Genomic DNA, 25,936 nt, shown 5'->3' on the forward strand with positions numbered 1-25,936 from the left:
CCGCGCCTGCGTCACAATGGAGACGTGACCAGGACAGCACCCATGGAGACCGAGCAGACGGACGTCGAGGACGTCCTCGAGCTCGAGAATCCCTGGGTCACGATCGTGTGGAACGATCCGGTGAACCTGATGTCCTACGTGAGCTATGTGTTCCGCAACTACTTCGGCTACACCGAGGAGAAGGCCACCGAGCTGATGCTCGCGGTGCACCACGACGGCAAGGCCGTGGTCTCCAGCGGGAGCCGTGAGGAGATGGAGCGACACGTGCAAGCCATGCACGAGTACGGCCTGTGGGCCACCCTGCAACGGGCCGACTCCATCTGATGAAACCGTTCAAGCAGCGTCGTCGCGGAGGCATCGTCGCGACGTTCGAGCCCGCGGAGGCGCACGTCCTGACCAGCCTGGCTGGTCAGATCGTGGAGCTGCTGCGTGATCGTCATGGGACGCCGGAGTCCAGCCCGGACCCGCTCGGCAGCGAGCTGGGCATCGGCGGTCCCTCGGCCCCGCCGGAGGACCCGGTGCTGCGGCGTCTGCTGCCCAACGCCTATGCCGACGACACCGAGGATGCTGCGGAGTTCCGCCGGTTCACCGAGAAGTCCCTGACCTCCAGCAAGGTCGCCAACGCCGAGCGGCTCATCGCCACCCTCATGGAAGGCGGTTTCGAGCCCGAGGGCGGCGCCGCCGTGGAGGTCGAGCTCGACGACGGTGCTGCGCAGGCGTGGATGCGCTCGCTCACCGACATCCGGCTGTCCATCGCCGTGCGACTCGGGATCGAGGACGACCAGGACACGCTGCTCGTGCAGCACAGCGAGGACGAGGCGGTCCAGGCCATGTCCGACGTCTACGACTGGCTCGGGTACGTCCAGGAGTCCCTCATCGTCTCGCTCGGCTAGGCCTCCTGAAGAATCGCGACCATCTGCGTGTGTCCGCGAGAGCGGGCCAGGTCCAGCGCAGTGCGTCCGTGATGGTCGGTGATCGCCGGGTCCGCGCCGGCATCGAGCAGGATACGGACGATCTCGCGGTGGTCCTGGCCCCCGTCGCCGAGCACCACGGCCTCCAGCAGCGCCGTCCAGCCGAGGTCGTTGACGTGGTCGAGGTCGATGTCGGTGCCGCTGACCCAGCGCACGTAGTCGACGTGGCCGCGTTCGCTCGCGGGGATGGGGGACAAGCCGCCGAACCGGTTGCGCATCGTCAGGTCGGCGCCGGCATGCAGCAGCAGTCGCCCCATGGCCACGTTGCCGGTCACTCCGGTGACCAGCCACGGGGTGTCACGGCGGTCGTCCACGGCGTCCGGGTCCGCGCCGAGGTGGACGAGCAGTCGTGCGGCCCCCAAGTGGTCCCCGGCGACCGCCAGCAGCAGTGGAGTTCGCTCGTGGTCGTCGCGTACCTCAAGCCGCGCTCCTTGACGCAGTGCCAGCGCGACGGTGTCCGCGTCTCCCTCGGCCGCGGCCCGCAGGAGGCGTCGTTCGGCCTCGGCGCGGGGAGCCTGGCCGCTCCGGGCCGCCCGTCGGACCAGGTTGCTCTGCGGCGCCAGCTCGTGCAGGGCTGCGAGCTCGGCCGGGCTCCTGCCGTCGCGCTCGGCACGCACTGTCACGTCAGCCCCGGCGGCAACCAGGACCCGGACGGTGTCGAGGTACTGCTGTCGGCGCTCCGGCTTGGCGAACACGAGCGCCTCGTGCAGTGCCACCCAGCCCAGCCGGTTGACGTGGTCGGGGTCGACGCCCGCGGTGACGAGCCGCCCCACGACGTCGGCGTGGCCACGTTCTGCGGCACGGATCACGCCTGTGCCCCGGAAGGAGTCGAGGTCGTCCACGTCGGCGCCGTGCTGGAGCGTGAGGTCGAGCAGGTCGAGGAACCCCTCGCTGGTGGCGATCAGGTAGGCGCTCTGCACGGTCTCGTCCTTGGCGTTGACGTCGGCGCCGCGCTCGATGAGTCGCCGGGCGGTGCGCACGTCGTCGTCCCAGGCCGCCTGGCGCAGCCGTTGGTCCAGGCGGGCTTGCTCCTCGGCGCTCGGGGCGGCGGGCTGAGTCGGGGTCGGGGTCGGTTCTGGTGGCGCAGTGCTGTCCGGCGACGGGGAGGAGGTCTTGGGTGACTCCTGCGGTGTCGGCGCGGTGCAGGCAGCGAGCACGAGCGCGGAGAGGAGAACGACGATCCGGTGCCTCATCGAACCTCCTCCAGGGCCGCACGGCTCGTCAGGAGGTGCTGGGCGAGGAGCGCGTCGACCCGCTGGTCGTCACCGGCCTGGAGTGCGTCGGTGAGGGCGACGTGCTCGCGGTGGATGGCGGCAGGGTCGGCGTGCTGCTGCAGCAACCACCGCAGGCGCGTGCGCAGGGTGGCGGTCATCTCGCGGACGACGGGCGCCGGGGCAGTGCGCACCAGGACCTCGTGGAAGCGGGCGTTGGCCTGCATCGCTGCTTCGTGGTGATCGTCGCTCACGGCCCGCTCGGCCTCCGCGAGCACGGTGCGCAGGGGAGTGACGTCGGTCGCCTCGGCCAGCATCCGGCGTGCGGCCACGGCGTCGAGTGCGTGGGAGACCTCCAGGAGCTCGAGCACCTCGTCCGCGTCGTGGTCGCGGACGGCGACGCCGCCGGTGGGTCGTTCGATGGCGAAGCCCTCCGCCACGAGGGCGCGCAGGGCCTCACGCACGGGTACCCGGGACAGCTCCAGGGTCTCGGCGAGCGTGCGCTCGACGAGCCGGTCTCCGGGGCGCAGCCGACCGTCGATGATCAGCTCACGCAGGTGGGCGGTGGCGTGGTCGACATCCAGCAGACCCGCCGTGCGAGATTTTGGCATACCAAAAATGTACGGAACCGGACCAAGTGCTGGAACGGCAGTGTGGAGACGGAGCTGCCGCGGTCAGGTCGCGACGACCCAGATCGCGTCCGCTGCCCGTAGGCCCAGCTGGACGCGGTGTCCGTCGATCTCGGCCGAGAGGGTTCCCGCGGCGTCGTGGCGCTCCAGGACCCGCACTGCGGTGTCGAGGCCGATCGCCAGGTCGTCGAGGTAGCGCAGCAGGTCCGCGTCCGCGTCGGAGACGCGCGCAACCCGCACCGATGCCGGTGTGGCCACCTCGCTGAGTCGGATCGCGGCGACGTCGGGTACCTGGCCGGCGGCTGAGGGGATCGGGTCGCCGTGCGGGTCACGGTCGGGGTGGCCGAGCCGGTCGGCGAGTCGCTCGATGAAGTCGTCGGAGACCGCGTGCTCCAGCACCTCCGCCTCGTCGTGCACCTCGTCCCACGCATAGCCGAGGTACTCCACCAGGAAGGTCTCGATGAGCCGGTGTCGACGCACCATGGCGAGGGCGATGTTCCGGCCGGTCGTCGTGAGCTCGACGTCGCCGTACCGCTCGTGCGTGACCAAGCCCTGTGCGTCCAGGCGCTTGATGGTCTCCGAGACCGTCGAGGGGGAGTGGCCCAGGCGCTGGGCGATGGCGCGCGAGGAGACCCGCTCCTTCGACCACTCCCGGGCGGTCCAGATCACCTTGAGGTAGTCCTGCATCGACGGCGAGAGGTCCGGGGTGTCCACGTCTTCACCCTAGGCGGCGGACGCGGGGGTGTGTGCCGCACGGGCGACGTGGGTCAGATTCGCGCTGGAGATGATTGAAGTTCGCCTGTACGAACAGTAGAGTTCGTGACATGGCATCGATCGGCTCCACCACGGGATCGCAGCCCGGGCACGACGCCGCGGCGCAGCTCGTGCGCGGCCTGGTGCGCACAGCTGTCTTCGTGGGTGGATTCGTGGCTTTCGTCGCCGCAGGTGCCTGGCTCTTCGGCTGAGCGCCGTACCGTCTCACCGCGCGGGAGCCACGTCTGGCCTCCTGGTGTGATCGCTAGAATCGCTGGCGTGCTGACCATCGACCGTGCCACCCACGACGCGATCATCGCCCACGCGCGCCGGGACCACCCCGACGAGGCCTGCGGCGTCGTCGCCGGGCCGATCGGCTCCGACCGTCCCCAGCGCCACGTGCCGATGCTCAACGCCGCGATGTCGCCCACGTTCTACGAGTTCGACTCCGGGGACCTGCTGCGCCTGTACCGCGAGATGGACGACAACGACGAGGAACCCGTCGTCATCTATCACTCCCACACCGCCACCGAGGCGTACCCGTCGCGCACCGACATCGATCTCGCCTCCGAGCCGGGCGCCCACTACGTGCTCGTCTCGACGAGGGACGGGGCCCACGAGTCAGGACCCGTCGACTTCCGGTCCTACCGCATCGTCGAGGGCGAGGTGACGGAGGAAGAAGTCAGCATCGTCGAACGTTATGAGAGTGATTCGACAACACCGTCCGCCGCCCCCAGCCCGGCACCCCCGCCGGGCACCCCCGAGCAGAAAGCGACGACCTGACATGACCATCGAGGTCCGCATCCCCACCATCCTGCGCACGTACACCGACGGCGAGCGCGCCGTCGAAGGCAGCGGGGAAACCGTCGCCGAGCTCGTGGAGAGCCTGGAGTCGTCCCACACGGGTATCAAGGAGCGGCTCCTGGAGGACGACGGAGCGATCCGTCGCTTCGTCAACGTCTACGTCAACGACGAGGACGTCCGCTTCACCGGTGGTCTGCAGACCGCACTCTCCGACGGCGACACCGTCGTCATCCTGCCTGCCGTGGCAGGCGGAAGTGCGACGCACCCAATACTGTGACCCGCTATGACTCGCTGGTCGACTCCGTCGGCCACACGCCGCTGGTCGGCCTGCCCCGGCTCTCTGCAAGCCCCGACGTCCGGCTGTGGGCCAAGCTGGAGGACCAGAACCCCACCGGCTCGATCAAGGATCGCCCCGCGCTGCGGATGATCGAGCAGGCCGAGGCCGACGGTCGCCTCACGCCCGGGTGCACCATCCTGGAGCCCACCAGCGGCAACACCGGCATCTCCCTGGCGATGGCCGCCTCGCAGCGCGGTTATCGCCTGGTGTGCGTCATGCCGGAGAACACCTCCGCCGAGCGGCGTCAGCTGTTGAGCATGTGGGGTGCGCAGATCATCTCCTCCCCGGCCGCAGGCGGGTCGAACGAGGCTGTGCGCGTGGCCAAGGACCTCGCTCGTGAGCACACCGACTGGGTGATGCTCTACCAGTACGGCAACCCGGCCAACGCCGATGCGCACCAGTTCGGCACGGCTCCGGAGATCCACGCCGACCTTCCGGAGATCACCCACTTCGTCGGTGGGCTCGGCACGACCGGGACGCTGATGGGCGTCGGTCGGTACTTCCGCGAGCACCAGCCGGACGTCACCATCGTCGCCGCTGAACCGCGCTACGGCGAGCTCGTCTACGGCCTGCGCAACCTCGACGAGGGCTTCGTGCCGGAGCTCTACGACGAGTCCCTCGTCGACTCGCGCTTCTCCGTGGGCCCGCGCGACGCCGTGCGCCGGGTCCGCGAGCTCATCGCCGCCGAGGGGATCTTCGCCGGCATCTCGACCGGCGCCATCCTGCACGCCGCGCTGGCTCAGGCCGCCAAGTGCGTGAAGGCCGGGGAACGCGCGGACATCGCCTTCGTGGTGTGTGACGGCGGCTGGAAGTACCTGTCCACCGGCGCGTACGAGGGCACCCTGGACGAGGCCGAGGACGCCCTGGAGGGCCAGCTCTGGGCGTGAGGCCGTCGCGGCGACACACTGGCGTGCCGCCTCCGGTCAGGGCTTGGATGGCAGGCTGCGCACCTGCTCCCGGGCGTGACCTCGGTGCTCACGCGGGGATCGGTACCCAACCGGGCGGCTTGTGGATCGACACGCAGCAGCAGCCCGTCGGGCCCCAGCGTCACGGCCATGTGGCCCGAGACGAGGAACGCCAGGCCCCCGAACATCGCCTTCTCAGTGATCGGGTCGCCTCATGTCTACCCTCGACCGGCGTGCTCGGTTAGCCTCGACCCGTGCGCGACATCGTGGTCTTCTCCGGCAGCGCCCATCGTGACCTGGCCGAGGACGTGTGCAGTGCCCTTGGCGTGCCGCTCTCGCCGTCGGACTGCATCCGTTTCTCCAACGACTGCCTGCAGGTCCAGCTCCTGGCCAACTGTCGCCAGCGCGACGTCTACATCGTGCAGCCGCTCGTGCCGCCGACGCAGGACCACCTGATGGAGCTGCTGCTGATGATCGACGCGGCCCGGGGCGCATCGGCCGCCTCCATCACCGTGGTCATGCCGCACTACGCCTATGCACGCAGCGACAAGAAGGACGCCTCTCGCATCTCCATCGGTGGCCGGCTCGTCGCCGACATGCTCGTGACGGCCGGAGCGCAGCGCGTGGTCACGATGACTCTGCACGCCCCCCAGGTGCACGGGTTCTTCACCGTCCCGGTCGACCATCTCACCGCCATCGGCGAGCTTGCCGAGCACTACCGTGGCCAGGACCTCGCCGATGCCGTGGTGGTCTCACCCGACCTCGGCAACGCCAAGACCGCCTCGTTGTTCGCGCGGCTGCTCGGGGTGCCCGTGGCCGCGGGCAGCAAGCAGCGCAAGGCCGACGACAAGGTGGTCATCGACGCCATTGTCGGCGACGTCGCCGGCAAGCGCGCCATCGTGCTCGATGACGAGATCGCCACCGGCGGCTCGATCGTCGAGCTCATGGACAAGCTGGAGGAGCAGGGGTGCGCCCAGGCCTCGGTGGCCTGCACCCACGGGTTGTTCACCGGCAAGGCCGTCGAGCGGCTCCGGAACCATCCGTCCATCACCGAGGTCGTCACCACGGACACGGTGCCGGCGCCGCACGACTGGCCGGAGCTGGTGGTGCGGTCCGTGGCGCCGCTGTTCGCCGAGGCGATCGCACGCATCCACGCCGGCGAGTCGGTCTCCAGCCTCTTCGACGGCGTCGATCCCGCGCACGCTCCACCGCAGCCCAAGCTGCCGCTCTGAGCCGCGCGGGCTGGTGATCAGTCCCGGCGGCGGTGGTGCATCAGCGTGAAGCCGGCTGTCGCTGCGAGGACTCCGCCCACCAGGACCCAGAACGCCGGTCCTCCGGCGTCCGGCAGCAGTCCGGTGCCGCGCACGTCGTCGGCCCCGAGGTCTGCACCGGTCCCTGCGTCGGCCTGCGCGTCGCCCGGTCCGTCCGCGCCCCCATCGACGTCTGCGTCGGTATCGGCATCGGCGTCCATGTCTGCGTCGGTATCGGCATCCGCATCCGCGTCGGCGTCAGCATCCATGTCGGCGTCCGCGTCCGTATCGGCGTCGACGTCTCCGTCGGCCTCGGCGTCCGCATCCGCATCCGCATCGACGTCCTGGTCGTCGTCGCACGGAGGAAGGGTGCCGTTGAACGGGTAGGCGTGCAGCTCCTCACCGCCGCCACCGCCGCCGTGGACGAGGGACCCGGCCAGCAGTACGCGCCCGTTGGTGCCGGGTGTGGTGATCGTGGTCGTGCTCGTCGGCGAACCGACCAGGATCGAGCCGGGGACCTGCGCGCTACCGTGCACGCCGACGCTCTGGGACGTCGCGAAGTTCCAGACCAGCCGCGTGTGCTGGGGGTTCGCGTCGGTCCCGATCACCGAGTTGATGAACAGGTCCGGCTCGTCGCCGGTCACGTTGATGACCGTGGTGGCACCGTCGGGGATGTCGGCGAAGTCGAGCGCCACGGTCTCGGCGCTACTGCCCAGGTCACCATCGACGGTGAAGACCTGCGGGTCGGACGAACCGTCCCCACGGAAGGTGGCCGTGCCGAAGGTGACGTCCCAGGTACCGGTGTCCTCGTACGTGGCGGCGCAGGTCGAGACCTCGGTGACGACATCGCGCAGTGGCTCGAGCTCAGCGGTGTCGTCGCGTGCCACGAGCTCGCCGTCCGGGGTGAGGTCCAACCGGTCGCCGGGTGAGATGTCGGTAGGGCCGCCGTGGACGAGGTTGCCCCAGCGGACCTCGTTCAGGTCTGACCCGCCGAGGGCGATGGTCGACCCGCTGCCCACCGTGATTCCTCCGCCGATCACCGCATGATCGCTCCCTGACGGCGGGGTGATCCGCGACCCCGCCCCGACGATGCCGATGTTGTAGGTCCCCGGAGTGGTCCGGGTCACGTCGAGCGAGCCGAGGACGTAGAGGCGTCCCTCGGACTCCGCGGCCTGTCCCACGACCGACATGTCACCTCCGACGAAGACGTTGACCGCCTCGTCGGTACCCGTGAACTCGCCGCTGGACGGTGGGTCGTACGGCTCCGACGGGCACCCGTCGCCCAGGCACGGGCCGAACGGGTCGGGGAAACCTGCTGCTGGCATCGACGCGAGCGCCATCCATCCGAGCAGCACGACGCCGGCCACGAACAGCCCTGCCCTCTTCACCCGGACCATGATGTCGCCTCGGGAGGCACCTGTCACGTACCGGGGTCCGGCACTCAGGACGACGCCGGCACGACGCACGTGCCCGTTAGCATCGGGTGATCGCGTCGACCGCGGCGCGCACAGATCGGGAGGACGCATGCGCAGTGTCATCGGGGCGTGTCCGCGCAGGGTCATCAGCGCGCTCGCGCTCATCGTCGTCGCCCTGACGCTGGCCCCGGCCACCGGGGCGGTCGCGGCGCAGGACGACCGTCAGGTGATCCGGGTCGGCACGGAGGGCACCTACCCGCCGTTCTCCTTCAGCGCGGACGGACAGCTCACCGGCTACGACATCGAGGTCATCGAGGCCGTCGCCGAACGCGCCGGCTGGGAGCTGGAGTTCGTCCAGTCGCAGTTCGATGCGCTCTTCGGTGCTCTCGACGCCGGACGCATCGACCTGATCGCCAACCAGATCACCATCAACCCGGAGCGTGAGGAGTCCTACGTCTTCTCCGAGCCGTACACGTACTCCCGCGGTGTGATCGTCGCCGCCAAGGACAACGACGAGATCTCCTCCCTGGAGGACCTCGAGGGCAAGGTGACTGCCCAGTCGGCCACCAGCAACTGGTCGCAGGTCGCCGAGGAGGCGGGCGCCCGCGTCGAGAACGTCGAGCAGTTCGCCCAGGCGGCGGACCTGGTCTCGCGCGGACGTGTCGATGCGATCGTCAACGACAACATCGCGGTGCTCGACTACCTGGCCAGCACGGGTGACGACCAGGTGGAGGTGGTCGGTGAGGCGGGTGAGGAGGTCAGCCGTCAGGCGCTGGCGTTCCGTCCCGAGGACGAGCAGCTCGCCGCCGAGGCGGACCGCGCCCTGGACTCCCTGCGGGCTGACGGAACACTGCGCGAGATCAGCGAGGAGTACTTCCGCGCCGACGTCAGCGTCGAGGGCGGAGGCGAGGCCGACGTCGGTGAGGGACGCGGCGGAGCCTCGGCCTGGCAGGTGGCCAAGGACACCGCCTGGCCCGCGCTCGTCGCACTCATCAAGGTCACGCTGACGCTCACCGTCCTGAGCTTCAGCATCGGTCTGGCCGCAGCCGTGCCGATCGCGCTGGCGCGCATGTCGACGTCGCGCTGGTTGTCCTGGCCCGCCCGCTCCTTCATCTCCGCCGTCCGAGGCACCCCGCTGCTGCTCCAGCTGTTCGTGGTCTTCTTCGGGCTCCCGCAGGTCGGCATCGACCTGCCGCCCTACGTGGCAGGCGCCCTGGCGCTGAGCGTCAACGTGGCCGGCTACGCGGCCGAGAGCGTCCGCGGCGCACTGCTCTCGGTGCCCCACGGACAGCACGAGGCAGCCGCGACCCTGGGCATGAGCCGCGCCCTCGCCCTACGACGCGTGGTGCTGCCCCAGGCGGCACGCATCGCCGTCCCGCCGTTGTCCAACACGTTGGTCTCGCTGGTCAAGGACACCTCCCTGGTGTCCGTGGTGCTGCTCACCGACCTCTTCCGTGTCGTCCAGGTGGAGGCCTCGGCGTCCTTCCAGTACCTGCCGTTGTACGCGCTGGCCGGCCTCTACTACTGGATCGTCTGTACCGTCCTCTCCACCGGGCAGCAGAGACTCGAGACGCGACTGAACAGGTACGTGACGACATGACCACCCTCACCCCCGGTCTCGCCGTCGAGGCGAGCAACCTGCGCAAGGCCTTCGGTGACCACACCGTGCTCGACGGCGTGGACCTCGACATCCCGGAAGGGACGACCACCGCGATCCTCGGACCGTCCGGCTCGGGCAAGACGACGATGCTCCGATCGCTCAACGCCCTGACCCCGCCGGATGCCGGCGTCGTGCGCGTCGATGACGTGGAGGTCGACTTCGCTGCGCTTCCTCGAGGACGCGCCGGACGCCGCGAGCTCGAACGGCTGCGGCGGCGCAGCGCCATGGTCTTCCAGTCGCACGAGCTGTTCCCGCACCGCACCGTGCTCGGCAACCTGCTCGAGGGCCCCGTCCACGTCCTGGGGGTGCCGCAGGACGAGGCCGTCCACCGCGGACGCGAGCTCCTGCAGCAGGTCGGGCTGGCCGACAAGGAGGACGCGTACCCGTTCCAGCTGTCCGGAGGCCAGCAGCAGCGTGTCGGCATCGCCCGTGCTCTGGCCCAGCGCCCGCGGGTCGTGCTGCTCGACGAGCCGACCTCGGCCCTCGACCCCGAGCTGGTCGGAGAGGTCCTGGCCGTCATCCGTGACCTCGCGACACAGGGCTGGACCATGGTCGTCGTCACCCATGAGGTGCGCTTCGCCGAGCAGGTTGCCGACCAGGTGGTCTTCATCGACGGGGGAGTGGTCGTGGAGCAGGGCCCACCCCAGCAGGTCATCGCCGATCCGCAGGCCGAGCGCACCCGACGCTTCCTGCAACGCATCCTCCAGGTGCCCTGAGCCGCCGGCGGTGACACGGCACACCCGGCGCCTGGGTGGTCGAGGTCCCGTCGGACCCGTACGCTTCACCCTTGTGGCGGACGCACCGATCGGCATCATGGACTCAGGCTTCGGCGGTCTGACCGTGGCTCGCGCGATCATCGATCAGCTCCCGCACGAGTCCGTGCTCTACCTCGGCGACACCGCCCGGCAACCGTACGGGCCCCAGCCGATCGCCGCCGTGCGTGAGTATGCGCTGGAGTGCCTCGACGCCCTCGTGGCCCGGGGCGTCAAGCTGCTCGTCATCGCGTGCAACTCCGCCAGCGCCGCGGTCCTGCGTGATGCGCGCGAGCGCTACGACGTGCCGGTCGTCGAGGTGATCGTCCCCGCCACCCGGCGCGCTGCCCGGGTCACCAGCACCGGCGTCGTCGGTGTGCTGTGCACGCAGGCCACGGCCTCCTCGGGAGCCTATGGCGACGCCTTCGCGGCCAATCCGGGCGTTCAGGTCCTCACCCGGGTGTGCCCGAGGTTCGTCGACTTCGTGGAGTCCGGCATCACCAGCGGACCGGAGGTCGAGTCCGCGGCACGCGAGTACCTCGAACCCCTGCGTGAGGCGGGCGCGGACACCGTCGTGCTGGGCTGCACCCACTACCCGCTGCTCACCGGTGCCATCTCCTACGTCCTCGGCGAGGACGTCACGCTCGTGTCGAGCGCCGAGGAGACGGCCAAGGACGTCTACGCTCGACTCGTGACCGACGGCCTCGAGCGCGACCCCGGGCTTCGCGCACCGGAGCACCGCTTCCTCACGACAGGACGCCCCGACGAGTTCGGTGTGCTCGGGCGCAGGTTCCTCGGCCCCGAGGTGCAGGCAGTCGACCAGGTGGCACAGGTGGTGGCATGAAGCTCACGATTGTGGGTTGTTCCGGCTCCTTTCCGGGACCGGAGTCGGCCTCCAGCTGCTACCTCGTGGAGCACGACGGCTACCGCCTCCTGCTCGACCTCGGCAGCGGCGCGCTCGGCCCGCTGCAGCGGTACGTCGACCTGCGCGACGTCGACGCCGTCGCGCTGTCGCACCTGCACGCCGACCACTGCTTCGACCTCACCGGCTTCTACGTCGTCAGCAAGTACCACCCCGACGGCACGCTGCCCACGATCCCGATCCACGCGCCCGACGGTGCGGGCCCGTTCCTGGCCAGCGCGTACGGCCGCACCGAGGGGCTGCAGCTGGCCGACCAGTTCGACTTCCGCGACTGGGTCGATGGCGAGCCGGTGACCTTCGGTCCGTTCACGCTCACGCCGACCGTCGTGGACCACCCGGTCACGGCGTACGCGTTCCGTGTGGAGGCCGATGGGCACGTCCTGGCCTACTCGGGTGACACCGGCCCGATCGACGCCCTCGTGGACGTCGCCGCGGACGCCGACCTGTTCCTGTGCGAGGCGTCGTTCGTGGAGTCCAAGCCCAATCCCCCGAACCTGCACCTGACCGGTGCCGAGGCCGGCGACTACGCCACGCGTGCGGGCGTCGGACGGTTGCTCATCACCCACATCCCGTCCTGGACCGACCCCGCCGAGGTCGAGGCCGATCTCCGGACCACGTACGCCGGGCCCTACGAGCTGGTGCGCCCCGGCGACGTCCACGAGCTCTGAGACGAACGGGCCCGGACCACCCGCAGGTGGTCCGGGCCCGGTGCTCGCTACCCTCTCGTCAGCTCGTGAGGCTGTCGATGAAGTCGGGGTTCTCCTCGAGCCACGCCTCGACGGCTTCCTCCTCGTTGCCCTCGCCGTACTCGTTCACGACCATGTCCTCCAGCTGGCCGTACTGCTCGTCGGTCAGCTTGAAGTTGGACATCATGTCGGCGACGTCCGGGAAGTCGTCGCCGAAGCCGGTACGCGCCAGCGAGTGCAGGCCCTCGGCCTCACCCAGGGCACCCTCGGGGTCCTCCAGGTCCTTGACCGGGAAGCTCGTGTTGGCCCAGAAGGGGCGCCACAGCGTGACCACGATGTCGCGCTCGGCGTCCACGGCGGTCTCCAGCTCGGCCAGCATGGCCGTGGTGGAGGACTCCACGAGCTCGTAGTCGTCCTCGAGGTCGTAGGCCGGCATGACGCTGTTCTTGGTGACGTCGGTGAGACCGGCGCCCGGCTCGATGCCGATGATCTGTCCGCCGAACTGGTCTGCGTTGTCGGTCAGGTCGGCGATGGAGTCGATGTCGGTGTACTCCGGGACGGCGAAGGTCAGCTTGGCCTCGTCGTAGTACGCACCGAGGTCCTCGATGTCGTCGCCGTACTCGTTCATGTACTCCGCGTGGGTGACCTCGGGCCAGCCGGACGGGTAGACGTCGACGTCGCCGTTGGCGAGACCGGTGTAGAGCGGTGCGGCCTCGCTGAGCTCGGTGATCTCGACGTCGTAGCCCTCGCTCTCGAGGACGTTCTTCCACAGGTAGGCGGTCGACAGTCCGTCGGTCCATGCAGGCAGGATGCCGAGGTTGACCGTTCCGCCCTCGCCGTCGCCATTGTCGGAGTCTCCGGAGCCGCAAGCGGCCAAGACCAGGGCCGCGGCCACGGCCGCGGCGACCAGGCCGCCTCGACGGGTCGTCGTGCGCTTCATGGTGTTCCCTTCATTGTGATGGACGGCCCGTGGGGGACGGGCCGCGACAGGTGGTTCAGGTGCCCGACTGGGCGGTGGGTGGGGTGTCCGGCGTCGCGGCTCGGCGCCCTCGACGCAGGAAGGTCAGGATGGGGCTTCGTCCGCCCTGGCCGATGGCGGCGGTGAACCGATCGAGGAAGATCGCGAGTGCGACGACCGACAGCCCGGCCTCGAAGCCGAGGCCGATGTCGATCCGGGCGATCGAGGTGGCCACGGCACCACCCAGGCCGCCGGCGCCCACGAGGCCGGCGATGACGGCCATGGACAGCGCCAGCATGATGACCTGGTTGACGCCGGCCATGATGGTCGGCATCGCGAGGGGGAGCTGGATCCCGCGCAGGATCTGCCCGGGCGAGCTGCCGAAGGAGTGGCCGGCCTCGACGACCTCGCTGTCCACGCCACGGATGCCCAGCTCGGTGAGACGGACCCCGGGCGGCAGGCAGAAGATCACGGTGGCGACCACACCCGGCGCCACACCGATGCTGAACAGCGAGACCACGGGGACGAGCCATACGAAGGCGGGCATCGTCTGCATCAGGTCCATGACAGGACGCACCACGGCGCTGACCTGCGTGGATCGAGCGGCGACGATGCCGAGTGGAATGGCGATGACGAGGGCGATGATCGCCGCTACGAGCACCATCGCCAACGTGTCCATGGCGTTCTCCCACTGGTTCACGCTGATCACGAAGACCAGCATCACCAGCGCGAGGGCGGCGAACTTGATGTCCTTGACCAGCCAGGCGAGCAGCGCGAACAGCACGGCCAGCAGCAGTGCGTCGGGGGCGCTGAGCAGGTCCGCCAACCCGTTGACGGCGCCGTCGAGGAGGTCACGCAGGACGTTGAAGAACCCGCTGAGGTTGTCCTTGACCCAGCGGAACACGACCTCGATGCCCTCGCCCACGTCGACGCGGGGGATCAGCTCGCTCTCGGCTCGCAGCGATGCACCAGTCATGCGAGGACCTCCGTCTCGGGATCGGTGTGGTGCACTTCGGTCGAGGGTTCGGCGAGGGCACTGAGCAGGGTGACGCGAGGTACCACGCCCTGAAGGCGGCCACCGGCATCGACGACGGCGAGGGCGGGGCTCTCGACGGCCGCCCCGAGGAGCTCGGCGAGGATGGTGTCCGACTGCACGACGGTGGCAGGCCGCACCAGGGAGGCGATCGTGCCGATGCCGGCCGTGACGGCCTCCGCCACCTCGTGCTCGTAGACGATGCCCTGCAGGACCCGGCCACGGTCGACCACCATGAGCGCGGTCGTCTGGTGCTCGCGCATGAGCTTGTGCGCCGAGCGCGGGCCCTGCTCGGACCCGAGCACGGCGACCGGCGGTTCCATGACGGCCGAGGCGGTCAGAACTCGTGTGCGGTCGACGTCCTGGACGAACTGGGCGACGTAGTCGTTGGCCGGATCATTCAGGATCTGCTCCGAGGTGCCGATCTGCACGATGCGGCCGTCGCGCATCATCGCGATGCGGTCGCCCAGGCGCATGGCCTCGTTGAGGTCGTGGGTGATGAACAGGATGGTCTTGCCGAGCTGGTGCTGCAGCTCGACGAGCTGGTCCTGCATCTCACGCCGGATGAGCGGGTCGAGGGCGCTGAACGCCTCGTCCATCAGCATCACGTCGGTGCCTGCGGCGAGTGCACGCGCGAGGCCGACCCGCTGACGCATGCCGCCGGAGAGCTCGTCGGGGCGGTAGTCTCCCCAGCCGCCGAGGCCCACCATGGAGAGCGCCTCGTCAGCGCGCTTCTCCCGGTCGCTGCGGTTCATGCCTTGCGCGGCCAAGCCGTACGCGGCGTTCTCGCCGACCGAGCGGTGCGGCAGCAGCGCGAAGTGCTGGAAGACCATGCTGACCTTCTCGCGACGCAGCTCGCGCAGCTGCTTGCCGCGCAGCTGCGCCACGTCGCTCCCGCCGAGCATGAGCGAGCCGGCGGTCGGCAGGAGCAGGCCGTTGACCATGCGGATGAGCGTGGACTTGCCGGAGCCGGACAGGCCCATCACGACGAAGATCTCACCCTGGCCGACGTCGAACGAGGCGTCGATGACGGCAGCTGTCAGGCCGTCGTCACGCAGGTCAGCGCGGTCCGCGCCGCCGCGAAGCTGCTCCACTCCTCGCTCGGGTCGCCGTCCGAAGACCTTGTACACGCCCTCTGCTTGGATCACTGGGTGGATACGGCCCACTCCCTCTCGGTCGCGTCGACGCGTGGCGTCGTGCACGTGTTGGCACTGCCGTGGGTGGCAGCGGTGGTGACCGTCGTCGTCGGTACTCCGACGGGCACCACATTCAGCAGTTTCTCATGTCGACGGTTCGCCCGTGGCGATCCCCTAGGATCCACGGGGCCGAGGGACCGTCGCGCGTCGCTACACTCGCGGCCATGACCATCCGCGAGGACGGCCGCGCCGTCGACCAGCTCCGACCCGTCACCCTGACCCGCCGCTGGCTGGACCACGCTCCCGGCTCCTGCCTAGTGGAGTTCGGCAAGACCCGTGTCCTGTGCGCCGCGAGTGCCCAGGAGGGGGTTCCGAGGTGGCGCAAGGGTTCGGGCCTGGGCTGGGTCACCGCCGAGTACGCGATGCTGCCGCAGGCCACCCACGACCGGTCCTCGCGTGAGTCGGTCAAGGGGCGCATCGGCGGACGCACCCACGAGATCTCCCGGCTCGTCGGACGCTCCCTGCGGGCGGCGGTCGACTACTCGGCGCTGGGTGAGAACACCATCACGATCGACTGCGACGTCCTGCAGGCCGACGGTGGCACCCGCACCGCTGCCATCACGGGTGCCTACCTCGCTCTCGCCGACGCCGTGGAGCACCTGCGGGGCAAGGGTGCGCTCGCCGGTGAGCCCCTGGTGCAGTCGGTCTCCGCCGTGAGCGTCGGCATCGTCGACGGGACGCCCATGCTCGACCTGCCGTACGTGGAGGACGTGCGAGCCGAGACCGACATGAACGTCGTCATGACCGGTGCGGGGCAGTTCATCGAGGTGCAGGGCACTGCTGAGGGCGCACCGTTCGACCGGACCGAGCTCGACGCGCTCCTGGCGCTCGCCGAGAAGGGATGCGCCGACCTGACCCGGCTGCAGGACGAGGCACTGGCTCGATGACGCAGGTCGTCCTGGCATCCAACAACGCCAAGAAGCTGGCCGAGCTGCAGCGGATCCTGGCCCCCTTGGTGCCGGACGTGCAGGTGCTGGGTCTGAAGGACGTCGCCGAGTATGACGAACCGGCCGAGACGGAGCCGACGTTCCAGGGCAATGCGCTCATCAAGGCACGCGCCTGCCTGGCCGCCACGAGTCTGCCGTCGCTGGCCGACGACTCCGGACTGTGCGTCGATGCGCTCAACGGGATGCCCGGCGTGCTGTCGGCCCGGTGGTCGGGGGTGACGGGGGCGGAGGCTGACTCCGCCAACAACGCGCTGCTGCTGAGTCAGCTCTCCCAGGTGCCCGACGAGCGCCGGGGAGCCCGCTTTCGTTGTGCCATGGCGCTGTGTACCCCTGACGGGGAGGAGATCATCGAGCACGGCGAGATGCCCGGGCGTGTCCTGCATGCCGAGCGCGGGGCCGGTGGTTTCGGCTACGACCCGCTCTTCGCCGCCGACGGCCACGAGGTGTCCTCCGCCGAGCTGACCCCCGAGGAGAAGGACCGGATCAGTCACCGTGGCGAGGCGCTGCGTCGCATCGCCCCCCGCGTCGCCGCCGCCCTGACCTGATGCCGCCTCGAGCGAGCGTCAGGGCGCGGGCTGGGAGAGTGCCGCGACGACGACGTCGCCCAGGGCCTTGCTGCCGGCGCGGGTGGGGTGCACACCGTCGTCGGTGCGTCCGTGTTGGTCCAGGGTGCCGGTGGTGCTGACGTACTCCAGTCCCTCACGGCCGGCGGCCGTGCGGATGATGGAGGTGATCCGGCGCATCTCCCACGGGTGCAGCTCGCCCCACGGCGGCCCCAGGACGACGATGCGGGTGCTCTCCGGCAGCTGCTGCCTGGCCAGGCGCAGGTAGGAGACCACGGCGTCCTGCACTGCTGCATCGGTGGCGCGGACCCGGCGCCCGTCCCGGCACGTGGACCAGTCGTTGCGGCCGCCCTCGACGATGAACACCGACGGCGGGTCCTCGAAGGCCTCGATCCGGTCGGCGAAGACGTCACCGGTGCAGCGGTTTCCTTGACGTTGGTACCCGGAGCCGGACTGGGCGAACGTGCGCACGTCGGCGTCGAAGTGCCGTCCGACGAAGCTCCACCAGCCCTGGTCGGCGGCGCCCTCGTCGTCGCTGTAGCGGGCGGTGATGGAGTCACCGACCACGACGATCCCGTCAGGATAGGGGCCGTCGCCGGCATGGGCGCCGTCGGTCGTGACGCCTGCGACCAGGCCACCCACGACGGTCGCGATGGCCGCCAGGAGCACGGCCCGCCGTCGTTCGTGCCAGATCCTCATTCATCCCCCTCCCGGTCACCAACGCTACGTCGATCCGGCCCGACACATCGAGTGGTCGCAGGGATCGCAACACAAACGTCACCGATGACGGCCGGTCCGGAGCCCCGAGGTAGCGTGCGAGCCATGGATCTTCGCCTCAGCGAGGAGCAGGTGGGGTTTCGCCGCCTGGCTCGTGACTTCTGCGACGCCGAGATCGTGCCGTTCCGGCGTGACTGGGACCGGGCCGAGTCCGTCGACCTCGACCTCCTGCCGAAGCTCGGCGCCATCGGGTTCTTCGGACTGACCATCCCGGAGGAGCACGGCGGCGTCGGAGGTGACCACCTCACCTACATGCTCGGCATGGAGGAGCTCGGACGCGCCGACTCCTCGGTGCGTGGCATCGTGTCGGTCTCCACCGGGCTGGTCGCCAAGCCGATCCTCGCGCACGGCAGCGCCGAGCAGAAGGAGCAGTGGCTGCCACCTCTGGCGACGGGGGAGGCGCTCGGTTGCTTCGGGCTCACCGAGCCAGGCCACGGCTCGGACGCCGGCAACCTGCGCACGCGGGCCCGCCGCGAGGGGGACGACTATGTCCTCGACGGCTCCAAGATCTTCATCACCAACGGCACGTGGGCCGACGTGGCGCTGGTCTTCGCCCGCACCGGGGGCGACGGCCCGCGAGGCATCTCGGCGTTCCTGGTGCCCACGGACACGCCCGGCCTCGAACGCCAGACCATCATCGGCAAGCTCGGTCTGCGCGGTCAGGCCACCGCCGAGCTGTCCTTCGACGGTGTCCGGGTGCCGGCCTCGGCCATGTTGGGTGAGGAGGGCCGGGGCTTTCGCATCGCCATGGAGACGCTCGACAAGGGCCGGGTGGCGATCGGTGCCAGCTGCACGGGCATCATCCAGGGCTGTCTGGAGGAGGTCGTGGCCTACACGACCTCGCGTGAGCAGTTCGGTCGGGCGATCGCCGGCTTCCAGCTGGTGCAGGACATGATCGCGGACCTGAGTCTGGACGCCGACGCCGCACGGCTGCTGGTGTGGCGTGCGGCCGACCTCATCGACCGGGGTGAGCCGTTCGGGGTCGAGGCCTCCAAGGCCAAGCTGTTCGCGTCCGAGGCTGCTGTGCGTGCCTCCAACACGGCGATGCAGGCCTTCGGTGGCTACGGGTTCGTCGATGACTACCCGGTGCAGAAGTACCTGCGCGATGCCCGTGTGATGACGCTGTACGAGGGCACCAGCCAGGTGCAGAAGCTGCTGATCGGTCGCGCCGAGACCGGCATCAACGCCTTCACGTAGCACGGGTGCCCGGACGGTCGGCGGGCGCAGGTCGCAGGCTCAGGATGGTGCGGCGAAGCCGTGCTGCCGCCATGCCTCGTACACCGCGATGGCGGCGCAGTTCGCGAGGTTCATGGAGCGTCGCCCCTCGAGCATCGGCAGACGCAGCCGGTCGCTCACGCGCGGATGGTGCTGCACTGCGTCCGGGAGACCGTCGGGCTCGGCGCCGAACAGCAGGACGTCGCCCGGCTGGTAGGCGACGTCGGTGTACGTGCGGGTGGCGCCCGTGGTGAAGGCGAAGACGCGGGAGTCGCCGAGCACCGACAGGGCGGTCTCGAGGTCCGGGTGGACCGTCATCACCGCGAGGTCGTGGTAGTCGAGCCCGGCGCGCCGCAGGTTGGCGTCGGAGAGGTCGAAGCCCAGCGGTTCCACGAGGTGCAGCTCGGCTCCCGTGGCGGCAGCCAGGCGGATCGTGTTACCCGTGTTGCCGGGGATCCTCGGCTCGTGGAACAGCATGCGGAACATCAGGAGGACACACTAGTCTCGGACGCATGCCTGCACCGGTCCGCGTCGACATCACCCACGTGTTCACCTCAGACCCGCAGACGGTCTTCGACGCCCTCGGCGAGCACGAACGCCTGGGTGACGTCTTCGGCGCATCGGTCAGCAGGGTTCGTGACGGCGACGAGAGCCGCAACGGGGTCGGCTCGGTGCGACGGCTGAAGATCGGTCCGCTCCCGTCGTTCGAGGAGACCGTCACCGAGGCCGAGCCCGGACGGCTCATCTGCTACCGCATCACCAAGGGAAGCCCCCTGACGGGGCACTGGGGTGAGCAGAGGCTGCAGCCGACCGCCGACGGTGGCACACGTCTGGAGTACCGCATCGGTTTCGACGCGCGCCTTCCCGGCGTGGCGCGGATCGTCGCCACGGCGCTGGGACGACGGCTCCCGCAGGGCCTCTCACGCCTGGTGCCGTAGGCACGGCTCAGTCGTCGGGACCGAACAGCTCCTCACGCCACGGCGGCTGGGACCCCGCGCGGCCGACGACGATCCCCGCCGACCGGGCGGCCACCGTGCTGACGCGCTGCCACAGCGCGAGATCGGCAGCACGGAGCTCCGCGCTCCCGCTCGGGCCCGTGAGGTCCTCCTGGACGAGTGCTCCGATGAGTCCGGACATGAAGGCGTCGCCCGCCCCCACGGTGTCCACGACGTTCTCGGCGGCCGTGGGGACGGCCAGTGATCCAGATGCCGTGTAGGTCCGTGAACCCTGGGGACCGAGGGTCACCACGACGGCGGCCGGGCCCGCGGCGAGCCAGCGTTGCGCCACGTCGTCGACCTGCAGGTCGGGCTCGAGCCAGGCGAGGTCCTCGTCGCTGACCTTCACCACGTCGGCGAGCTGCACGAGGGTCGCCACGCGCTGCCGTGCTCGGGCGGGGTCTGGGACGAGGGATGGCCGGATGTTGGGGTCGAAGGTGACGACCGCCGTGGGTGCCTGCCGCCGCACGAGGTCCTCGACGTCGTCGGCGCCGGGTTCCAGGACGGAGGCGATCGAGCCGGTGTGCACGATCTGCGGCGGCTCCGTGGGGACGATGCGACCGGGGGCCCACGTGATGTCGAAGTCGTAGCTGGCGGCTCCCGACCCATCGAGCGTGGCGACGGCGCTCGCGGTGCGGTCGGGGGTGGCCAGGGTGTCGAGGAGCTCGACACCGGCCGAGGCGAGGTGACGGCGGATGAGGTGCCCGTGCTCGTCGTCGGCCAGCGTGGCGGCCAGCTGGACCGGTAGGCCGAGTCGCCCGAGTCCGACCGCGACATTGGCCGGTGAGCCGCCGGCATGGGCCGAGGAGGTGCCGTCGGGGCGGCGCACGACGTCGACGAGTGCCTCCCCGGTGATGAGGATCATGGCCATCATCCTGCCGCACGGCTGCGGCGGTGCACGAGTCGCAGGTGGGGAGTCTGGGACCATGGTGCTGTGCTCACAGCTCCTTCCGGTCCACCCGACTGGCCTGCACATACGCGGGAGGTCCGGCCGTGGAGCCAGCGGGTCAAGCGCGGACCCAGGGCAGACCGGGAGCTGACGCAGGTGGAGGTGTGTCGACCCCCGTTCATCGCGGACACGCCGTTCGTCGCCGATCGGCCGTTGCGGGTCATGATGGAGAACGCGCTCGGCGGCCTCGCCCAGCTGGATCGGACCCATCGTGGGCGGCTCGGTGGCCTCAACCAGCTCCTGCTGCGCACCGAGTCCGTCGCATCATCGAAGATCGAGAACGTCGAGGCGAGCCTGGCCGACTACGGTCGCGCTGCCATGGGCTCGTCGGCCAACGCCTCCGCCGTCTCGATGGTGGCCGCCACCGAGGCGTTGACCGGGATCATCCGCGACGTCGACAGCTCCGGGGAGATCCGTCGGGAGGCCCTGCACTCCGCGCATCGTGACCTGTTCCGCCAGCACCCGTCGGAGCACCAGCGGGCGGGAGAGGTCCGCACGGCGCAGAACTGGATCGGTGGCAGCGACTACACGCCCCGCAATGCGTTGTACGTCCCGCCACCGCCGGACACCGTCGATGCCTACCTGGAGGACCTGTTCGCCTTCGCCAACCGCGACGACATTCCCGTGATCGTGCAGGCGGCCGTGGTGCATGCGCAGTTCGAGTCCATCCATCCGTTCATCGACGGCAACGGCCGGATCGGTCGCACCCTGATCCATGCCGTGCTGCGTCGTCGCAAGATCACCCGGTACCTGACGGTGCCGATCGCCTCCGGTCTCGTGGCCCACCGGGAGCAGTACTTCGACGCGCTCGATGACTACCGGGCGGGCCACGCCTACACGTTGATCGCGATGTTGAGCTCGGCCATGACCGTCGCGACCCACGAGTCGCGACGCACGGCGTCGAACCTGCTGGAGGTTCGCCAGGAGTGGGACGCGGCCCTGGGGCCGGTGCGGGTCGGTTCGGACGTCCATCGGGTGGTGGAGTCTCTGCCGTCACGCCCGATCCTCACGGTCGATGATGTGGCACAGCGGATGGGGGTCGCCGAGGAGGTCGCGGACTCCGCGATCGAGCGCCTGCACGATGCGGGCGTGCTGCAGGCGTCGTCGCGGTGGACGCGCGGCGATCGTGTGTGGGTGGCGCAGGCGATCCTGGACGAGCTGTCCGACCTCAACGACCGCATCGGCGCGCTGAGCCGCGGCAAGAGCCGCTACGGCACCTGACTCACGTCACTCACCCAACGGTGTCCACGGCCCGTCTGGAGCGATGTCGAGAGATCGTTGGTGGCTCGGCTCCGTGGTCATCGAGGAGTTGGTCTCACGTCCTGCCGATTGTGCCGCGACACACGCGTCCACAGGATGATCGCGGTGACGGTGGCAAAGACCGCGACTGTGCCCAGGATGAGAGCGCTCCCTGGCACTCCGACGCGGGCCCCGGCCCAGCCCGCCAGAGGATAGATGAGGAGGAAGCACGCGTGGGACAACGAGAAGTGCGCGGCGAACGCCGCTGGTCGCTCGGCTTCGCTGACGTTCTGGTTGACGATGAGCCCGCTCGGAGTGAGCACCAGAGATGCCGAGGCGCCGAGGAACATCCAGACCAGCAGCAGAGCCGGCCAGAGCCGTTCATTCGAGCTTGCGGCGGCGGCGAGCACGAGACCGCACGGAGTCAGGATTCCTCCGGCAAGCATCACCGTGCGGTCGCGAACGTGTTCAAGGACGCGGGGGACACACAGGGCGACGATCATTGACCCCGCACCGTAGGCACCCAGGGTCACAGCGACAGCGCTCTCGGCCATGCCAAAAGAATGACGTACCACGACGACAGTGTTGACGAGGACGAGAGCAGTCCCGGAAGCGACCGAGACGTGGAGCGCTAGCAGGGCGCGAAGTGGTGGTCTCGACATGAAGAGGCGCGCACCGTCTGTGGCTCTCGCCCAGAAGGAACGGCCGGCCGCACGTGGCGGCGTGTCGAGCTGGGACGCAACGACGAGGACTGCAGACAGGACGAATCCGACGGTCGTCCCCACGAACAGGCCGTGGTACGAGATGACCAGAAGCAGCGCTGCCGAGAGCATCGGACTGATGATCGATTCGACGTCGTGGGCCAGGCGCGTGAGTGCCAGCGCACGAGTGTACTGACGCTCGTCAGGCAGGACTGACGGAATCACGGCTTGGAACGCTGGTGTGAACGTCGCGGACGCGGACTGAAGGAGGAAGATGAGCAGATAGATTTGCCATACGTCGTCCACCCACGGCAGCGAGATCGCCACAGCAGCGCGGACCAGGTTGGCTCCGAGCAGCACCGATCGCGGATTGAACCGTGATACGACGGCTGTGGTGATGGGTGCGATGCCCACGTAGGCGGCCATCTTGATGGTTAGGACTGTCGCGACCACTGTCCCGGCCTTGTCGGGTGCGACGTCGTAGGCCAAGAGGCTCAGAGCAACCGTCAGAAATCCCGTGCCGATGAGGGCAACGACTTGTGCCATGAACAGTCGCCGGTAGATGGCGTTCGACAGGACGGCACGGCTGGAGACACTCACCACTCGACGTTAAGTGCGCAATCGTGCACATGTCAACGGTCTGCTTTCTCCGCAGTGGCGGCGAGCTGGCGGCCGCCTCGGAGATCACGTGGAGGGCCGCGCACCCGAACTTCGCTATTGTTCCTCAATGGGGATCGAGTCGATTGAGACCATGGATCTGGAGGTCTTTCTCGCGGTTGCCCGCAACGAGAGCATCTCTGGTGCGGCACAGGAGCTGAGGCTTTCTTCCCCGTCGGTGTCCACTCGGATCGCCGCGTTGGAGCGCAAGGTGGGGACCAGGCTCTTTCAGCGGACAGCCCGCGGCTCATTCACCACCCCGGCGGGAAGCCGCCTGCGCGAGTACGCCAAGAGCTGCTTGGACCTCCTGCACGAGGCCCACCGGACGCTCCACGTCGAGACGAAGGAGACCGTGACGGTGGCTATTCCGGCCTCGCTGGGCAACACGCTGATGGGGCCGGCCCTCGGCGTCCTCTCCACGGCCGGGATCTCTGCCAACGGACGGATCGAGGACACCTCGGACGTGATCGACTACGTGGTCGATCGCACCATCGACATCGGTTTCGTGGTGAACGGGATCGTCCCCAGCAGTCTGGTCAGCCACCGACTGACTCGTTCTTCGGTGTTCCCGGTGGTCAGACCTGGGCATGAGCTGCTCACGGCTGACCGGTCCCTTGCCATGGACGACCTGGACGACCACCCCGTGGCCATCTACCGGTGGCACGCCGATGCCGAGGCACTCGGCCACATGCTCGGCCACTCTCGCAGCGGCGTCTCGAGCCCCACGGTCTTCATCGGTCTACCACCCGCGATCGTTCATCTCGTCCTGAATGCGGACTACGTGGGGCTGGTGGCCGAGTTCTCGGTCGCCGACCAGATCCGCCGGGGTGAGCTGGTGCGGTTGCCGTTGGACCTCCCGAGCTGGACTGTTGATGTCGACCTGGTTCACCGGCCGCACTCGTCTCGCGGCAGGGCGGCGGCAACTCTTCTTGAGAGCTTCGAGGATTTGTTGCCCCATGTCTCGCTCAACGTCCAGCGCCGAGACGAGTAGCCGACGAGGTGCACTTGACCTGGCATGGCCGGGGACCTCGGCATAGGACCGTGGCGCGCGCCCCGAGTGGTATTAGGCCTGAGCTAGGGCTCGACCTCAGCAGTTCCGGCCTACCGGACCGTCCGCAGGTGCACGAGGCTGGATGCTCTTCCACCACAGCACAGGAGAGTGAGCATGCCGGTCACCGAAACATCCATCGCCCAGTCGCCAGCCACAGGTCGTGGCATCGATGCCACGATCACGGACATCCGATGCCACATGGTGCGATCGCCGCGATGGTCGGAGACGAAGAACGTCTACCGTGACGAGGCACTCCTCGTCGAGGTGAAGAGCGACGTCGGTGTGAGCGGCTGGGCGGAGACGAACGGGCTCATGCCCGGTGTCAAGGCCCTCGTGGAGACCGAGACAGCTCATCCGCGTGACCACGGGCCGGCCCATGCCTTGGTCGGTGAGCCCCTGGACGATGCCCAGCGTCTGATCTCGCGTCTGCGCGCCAACACGGTGAACCGCGGTCGCAGCGGTTTGGGCAGGGTGGCCGTCGGGGCGATCGAGACGGCGCTCCTGGACCTCGTCGGCAAGCTGAAGGGAGTGCCCGCTCACCAGCTGCTGGACAGCGGCGCGACCTCTGCGCGCACGTCCGTCCCGGCCTACATCACGGTCTTCAACAAGGGCACGTTCGACCAGGTGGTGCAGAAGACCAAGGACGACGTGGACCGGGCCAAGGCTCACGGCTACAGGGCGTTCAAGATCGAGGCGACCGATTTCAACACCGATGAGACCGAAGCGGTCCAGCTGGTTGAAGCGGTACGCGACCACGTGGGCGACGACACCACGTTGTTCGTCGACAATGTCTTTCGCTGGAAGACCTATGAGGCGGCGTACAAGGCCACGACCGCGTACCAGTCACTGGGGGTGGCCTTCCTGGAGGACCCGTTCGTCCCGGAGGCATTTGAGCTGTCGGCGCGGCTCTACGACGAGACGAAGATGACCATCGCGGCAGGCGGCAGTATGGAGAGTGCCGACCGGTTCGTGGCGGCCATGGAGCTCGGTGGCGTGTCGATCGTCCAGCCCGGCACCCACGTCGGCGGACTCCACGAGGCCGACACGGTGTGCCGGGAGGCCGCGAAGCGCGGCAAGAACGTCACGACGTTCTCACTATGCGCCACGACTCTGACGCCCGCGGCCTCCCTCCAGCTGGCCGCAGTCAACCCAGTCGTCTCCTACGTCGAGTACGCCCCCGCCGCGCTCTTTCCCCACCTCGTACTGCGCCAGGAGATCGCCGGGCCGGAGCCAGACCTTCGCGACGGAGAGCTGCAGCTCCCCCCGGCGCCGGGCCTTGGAGTCGAGGTGGACACCGACGCCGTCCAACGCTTCACCATCAGCGAGTACTGAGCAAGCAACGCATCGCACGAGTCCCACC

Annotated in this window: 29 protein-coding genes and 1 pseudogene; 18 read left to right on the plus strand and 12 right to left on the minus strand. The window is 69.2% G+C overall.

The annotated features are described in order from the left end of the window. Nucleotides 1-42: 42 nt before the first annotated feature. A complete protein-coding gene (clpS, locus tag ACEVFP_RS06840; protein ID WP_375003781.1) occupies nucleotides 43-324 on the plus strand; it encodes an ATP-dependent Clp protease adapter ClpS in 282 nt (93 codons plus the stop codon). Beyond that, on the plus strand, nucleotides 324-893 hold the full coding sequence (locus tag ACEVFP_RS06845; protein WP_375002895.1) for a DUF2017 domain-containing protein: 570 nt from the start codon (nucleotides 324-326) through the stop codon (nucleotides 891-893). Before clpS ends, ACEVFP_RS06845 begins: the two co-directional genes overlap by 1 nt. On the opposite strand, the gene ACEVFP_RS06850 is transcribed toward ACEVFP_RS06845, so the two are convergent. The 3 genes from ACEVFP_RS06850 to ACEVFP_RS06860 form a co-directional block, all read right to left on the minus strand. Then, nucleotides 890-2,164 (minus strand): ankyrin repeat domain-containing protein, encoded by a 1,275-nt coding sequence (locus ACEVFP_RS06850; RefSeq protein WP_375002896.1) that lies wholly within the window; start codon nucleotides 2,162-2,164, stop codon nucleotides 890-892. The genes ACEVFP_RS06845 and ACEVFP_RS06850 overlap by 4 nt on opposite strands. Continuing rightward, on the minus strand, nucleotides 2,161-2,793 hold the full coding sequence (locus tag ACEVFP_RS06855; protein WP_375002897.1) for a GntR family transcriptional regulator: 633 nt from the start codon (nucleotides 2,791-2,793) through the stop codon (nucleotides 2,161-2,163). Before ACEVFP_RS06855 ends, ACEVFP_RS06850 begins: the two co-directional genes overlap by 4 nt. Nucleotides 2,794-2,856: 63 nt before the next feature. Then, nucleotides 2,857-3,525 (minus strand): metal-dependent transcriptional regulator, encoded by a 669-nt coding sequence (locus tag ACEVFP_RS06860; RefSeq protein WP_375002898.1) that lies wholly within the window; start codon nucleotides 3,523-3,525, stop codon nucleotides 2,857-2,859. A gap of 110 nt (nucleotides 3,526-3,635) precedes the next feature. On the opposite strand from ACEVFP_RS06860, the gene ACEVFP_RS06865 reads away from it, so the two are divergent. The 4 genes from ACEVFP_RS06865 to ACEVFP_RS06880 all read left to right on the plus strand — a co-directional run bounded on the left by ACEVFP_RS06865 (nucleotide 3,636) and on the right by ACEVFP_RS06880 (nucleotide 5,592). Further along, nucleotides 3,636-3,776, plus strand: coding sequence for a hypothetical protein (locus tag ACEVFP_RS06865; RefSeq protein ID WP_375002899.1), 141 nt, complete (start codon nucleotides 3,636-3,638; stop codon nucleotides 3,774-3,776). Between the two features lie 67 nt (nucleotides 3,777-3,843). Then, on the plus strand, nucleotides 3,844-4,347 hold the full coding sequence (locus tag ACEVFP_RS06870) for a Mov34/MPN/PAD-1 family protein (RefSeq protein ID WP_375002900.1): 504 nt from the start codon (nucleotides 3,844-3,846) through the stop codon (nucleotides 4,345-4,347). A 1-nt stretch (nucleotide 4,348) separates the two neighbouring features. Continuing rightward, nucleotides 4,349-4,645, plus strand: coding sequence for a ubiquitin-like small modifier protein 1 (locus tag ACEVFP_RS06875; protein WP_375002901.1), 297 nt, complete (start codon nucleotides 4,349-4,351; stop codon nucleotides 4,643-4,645). Continuing rightward, nucleotides 4,642-5,592: a PLP-dependent cysteine synthase family protein gene (locus ACEVFP_RS06880; protein WP_375002902.1), complete on the plus strand. Its 951-nt coding sequence runs from the start codon at nucleotides 4,642-4,644 to the stop codon at nucleotides 5,590-5,592. The genes ACEVFP_RS06875 and ACEVFP_RS06880 overlap by 4 nt, the downstream gene beginning before the upstream one ends. 125 nt (nucleotides 5,593-5,717) lie before the next feature. Here ACEVFP_RS06880 and ACEVFP_RS06885 read toward each other — a convergent pair. Continuing rightward, a pseudogene (locus tag ACEVFP_RS06885) lies at nucleotides 5,718-5,813 on the minus strand (RNA methyltransferase); the annotation flags it as partial. A gap of 51 nt (nucleotides 5,814-5,864) precedes the next feature. On the opposite strand from ACEVFP_RS06885, the gene ACEVFP_RS06890 reads away from it, so the two are divergent. After that, a complete protein-coding gene (locus ACEVFP_RS06890) occupies nucleotides 5,865-6,842 on the plus strand; it encodes a ribose-phosphate diphosphokinase (RefSeq protein WP_375002903.1) in 978 nt (325 codons plus the stop codon). A 17-nt stretch (nucleotides 6,843-6,859) separates the two neighbouring features. On the opposite strand, the gene ACEVFP_RS06895 is transcribed toward ACEVFP_RS06890, so the two are convergent. Next, entirely contained in the window at nucleotides 6,860-8,248 is a 1,389-nt protein-coding gene (locus ACEVFP_RS06895) for a choice-of-anchor A family protein (protein ID WP_375002904.1), read from the minus strand. Between the two features lie 136 nt (nucleotides 8,249-8,384). Between ACEVFP_RS06895 and ACEVFP_RS06900 the strand changes: the two genes are divergently transcribed. From ACEVFP_RS06900 to ACEVFP_RS06915, 4 genes are all read left to right on the plus strand, one after another. Further along, entirely contained in the window at nucleotides 8,385-9,875 is a 1,491-nt protein-coding gene (locus tag ACEVFP_RS06900; protein WP_375002905.1) for an ABC transporter substrate-binding protein/permease, read from the plus strand. After that, nucleotides 9,872-10,651: an amino acid ABC transporter ATP-binding protein gene (locus ACEVFP_RS06905; protein WP_375002906.1), complete on the plus strand. Its 780-nt coding sequence runs from the start codon at nucleotides 9,872-9,874 to the stop codon at nucleotides 10,649-10,651. Before ACEVFP_RS06900 ends, ACEVFP_RS06905 begins: the two co-directional genes overlap by 4 nt. 73 nt (nucleotides 10,652-10,724) lie before the next feature. Next, on the plus strand, nucleotides 10,725-11,531 hold the full coding sequence (murI, locus tag ACEVFP_RS06910; protein ID WP_375002907.1) for a glutamate racemase: 807 nt from the start codon (nucleotides 10,725-10,727) through the stop codon (nucleotides 11,529-11,531). Then, entirely contained in the window at nucleotides 11,528-12,277 is a 750-nt protein-coding gene (locus ACEVFP_RS06915) for an MBL fold metallo-hydrolase (protein WP_375002908.1), read from the plus strand. The genes murI and ACEVFP_RS06915 overlap by 4 nt, the downstream gene beginning before the upstream one ends. 58 nt (nucleotides 12,278-12,335) lie before the next feature. Here the strand turns inward: ACEVFP_RS06915 and ACEVFP_RS06920 are convergent, their stop codons facing one another. From ACEVFP_RS06920 to ACEVFP_RS06930, 3 genes are read right to left on the minus strand one after another with little or no spacing between them, the layout of a single operon-like run. After that, complete coding sequence (locus tag ACEVFP_RS06920) at nucleotides 12,336-13,235, minus strand: glycine betaine ABC transporter substrate-binding protein (RefSeq protein ID WP_375002909.1); 900 nt, start codon at nucleotides 13,233-13,235, stop codon at nucleotides 12,336-12,338. A 55-nt stretch (nucleotides 13,236-13,290) separates the two neighbouring features. Beyond that, the gene (locus tag ACEVFP_RS06925; RefSeq protein WP_375002910.1) at nucleotides 13,291-14,229 is read right to left on the minus strand and encodes an ABC transporter permease; all 939 of its coding nucleotides are present in this window, start codon (nucleotides 14,227-14,229) and stop codon (nucleotides 13,291-13,293) included. Continuing rightward, on the minus strand, nucleotides 14,226-15,452 hold the full coding sequence (locus ACEVFP_RS06930; RefSeq protein ID WP_375003782.1) for a glycine betaine/L-proline ABC transporter ATP-binding protein: 1,227 nt from the start codon (nucleotides 15,450-15,452) through the stop codon (nucleotides 14,226-14,228). The genes ACEVFP_RS06925 and ACEVFP_RS06930 overlap by 4 nt, the downstream gene beginning before the upstream one ends. 194 nt (nucleotides 15,453-15,646) lie before the next feature. Between ACEVFP_RS06930 and rph the strand changes: the two genes are divergently transcribed. Continuing rightward, entirely contained in the window at nucleotides 15,647-16,369 is a 723-nt protein-coding gene (rph, locus tag ACEVFP_RS06935) for a ribonuclease PH (protein WP_375002911.1), read from the plus strand. Continuing rightward, nucleotides 16,366-16,974 (plus strand): RdgB/HAM1 family non-canonical purine NTP pyrophosphatase, encoded by a 609-nt coding sequence (rdgB, locus tag ACEVFP_RS06940; RefSeq protein WP_375002912.1) that lies wholly within the window; start codon nucleotides 16,366-16,368, stop codon nucleotides 16,972-16,974. The genes rph and rdgB overlap by 4 nt, the downstream gene beginning before the upstream one ends. An 18-nt stretch (nucleotides 16,975-16,992) precedes the next feature. On the opposite strand, the gene ACEVFP_RS06945 is transcribed toward rdgB, so the two are convergent. After that, entirely contained in the window at nucleotides 16,993-17,691 is a 699-nt protein-coding gene (locus ACEVFP_RS06945; protein WP_375002913.1) for an SGNH/GDSL hydrolase family protein, read from the minus strand. A 123-nt stretch (nucleotides 17,692-17,814) separates the two neighbouring features. Here ACEVFP_RS06945 and ACEVFP_RS06950 point away from each other — a divergent pair, with 123 nt between their 5' ends. Beyond that, nucleotides 17,815-18,966: an acyl-CoA dehydrogenase family protein gene (locus ACEVFP_RS06950; RefSeq protein ID WP_375002914.1), complete on the plus strand. Its 1,152-nt coding sequence runs from the start codon at nucleotides 17,815-17,817 to the stop codon at nucleotides 18,964-18,966. A 39-nt stretch (nucleotides 18,967-19,005) separates the two neighbouring features. On the opposite strand, the gene ACEVFP_RS06955 is transcribed toward ACEVFP_RS06950, so the two are convergent. Then, nucleotides 19,006-19,470, minus strand: a complete 465-nt coding sequence (locus tag ACEVFP_RS06955) for a tRNA (cytidine(34)-2'-O)-methyltransferase (protein ID WP_375002915.1) — start codon at nucleotides 19,468-19,470, stop codon at nucleotides 19,006-19,008. A gap of 26 nt (nucleotides 19,471-19,496) precedes the next feature. Between ACEVFP_RS06955 and ACEVFP_RS06960 the strand changes: the two genes are divergently transcribed. Continuing rightward, nucleotides 19,497-19,922: an SRPBCC family protein gene (locus ACEVFP_RS06960; RefSeq protein WP_375002916.1), complete on the plus strand. Its 426-nt coding sequence runs from the start codon at nucleotides 19,497-19,499 to the stop codon at nucleotides 19,920-19,922. 7 nt (nucleotides 19,923-19,929) lie between these two features. Here the strand turns inward: ACEVFP_RS06960 and ACEVFP_RS06965 are convergent, their stop codons facing one another. Continuing rightward, the gene (locus ACEVFP_RS06965) at nucleotides 19,930-20,844 is read right to left on the minus strand and encodes a carbohydrate kinase (RefSeq protein ID WP_375002917.1); all 915 of its coding nucleotides are present in this window, start codon (nucleotides 20,842-20,844) and stop codon (nucleotides 19,930-19,932) included. 180 nt (nucleotides 20,845-21,024) lie between these two features. Between ACEVFP_RS06965 and ACEVFP_RS06970 the strand changes: the two genes are divergently transcribed. Further along, nucleotides 21,025-22,149 (plus strand): Fic family protein, encoded by a 1,125-nt coding sequence (locus ACEVFP_RS06970; RefSeq protein ID WP_375002918.1) that lies wholly within the window; start codon nucleotides 21,025-21,027, stop codon nucleotides 22,147-22,149. Between the two features lie 77 nt (nucleotides 22,150-22,226). On the opposite strand, the gene ACEVFP_RS06975 is transcribed toward ACEVFP_RS06970, so the two are convergent. Next, entirely contained in the window at nucleotides 22,227-23,468 is a 1,242-nt protein-coding gene (locus ACEVFP_RS06975) for an MFS transporter (RefSeq protein WP_375002919.1), read from the minus strand. A 127-nt stretch (nucleotides 23,469-23,595) separates the two neighbouring features. On the opposite strand from ACEVFP_RS06975, the gene ACEVFP_RS06980 reads away from it, so the two are divergent. After that, a complete protein-coding gene (locus tag ACEVFP_RS06980; RefSeq protein WP_375002920.1) occupies nucleotides 23,596-24,516 on the plus strand; it encodes a LysR family transcriptional regulator in 921 nt (306 codons plus the stop codon). Between the two features lie 174 nt (nucleotides 24,517-24,690). Continuing rightward, nucleotides 24,691-25,908 (plus strand): mandelate racemase/muconate lactonizing enzyme family protein, encoded by a 1,218-nt coding sequence (locus tag ACEVFP_RS06985; RefSeq protein ID WP_375002921.1) that lies wholly within the window; start codon nucleotides 24,691-24,693, stop codon nucleotides 25,906-25,908. The last annotated feature ends 28 nt before the right edge of the window (nucleotides 25,909-25,936 follow it).

It is taken from the genome of Aeromicrobium sp. CTD01-1L150, from assembly GCF_041951745.1.
GTDB lineage: Bacteria > Actinomycetota > Actinomycetes > Propionibacteriales > Nocardioidaceae > Aeromicrobium.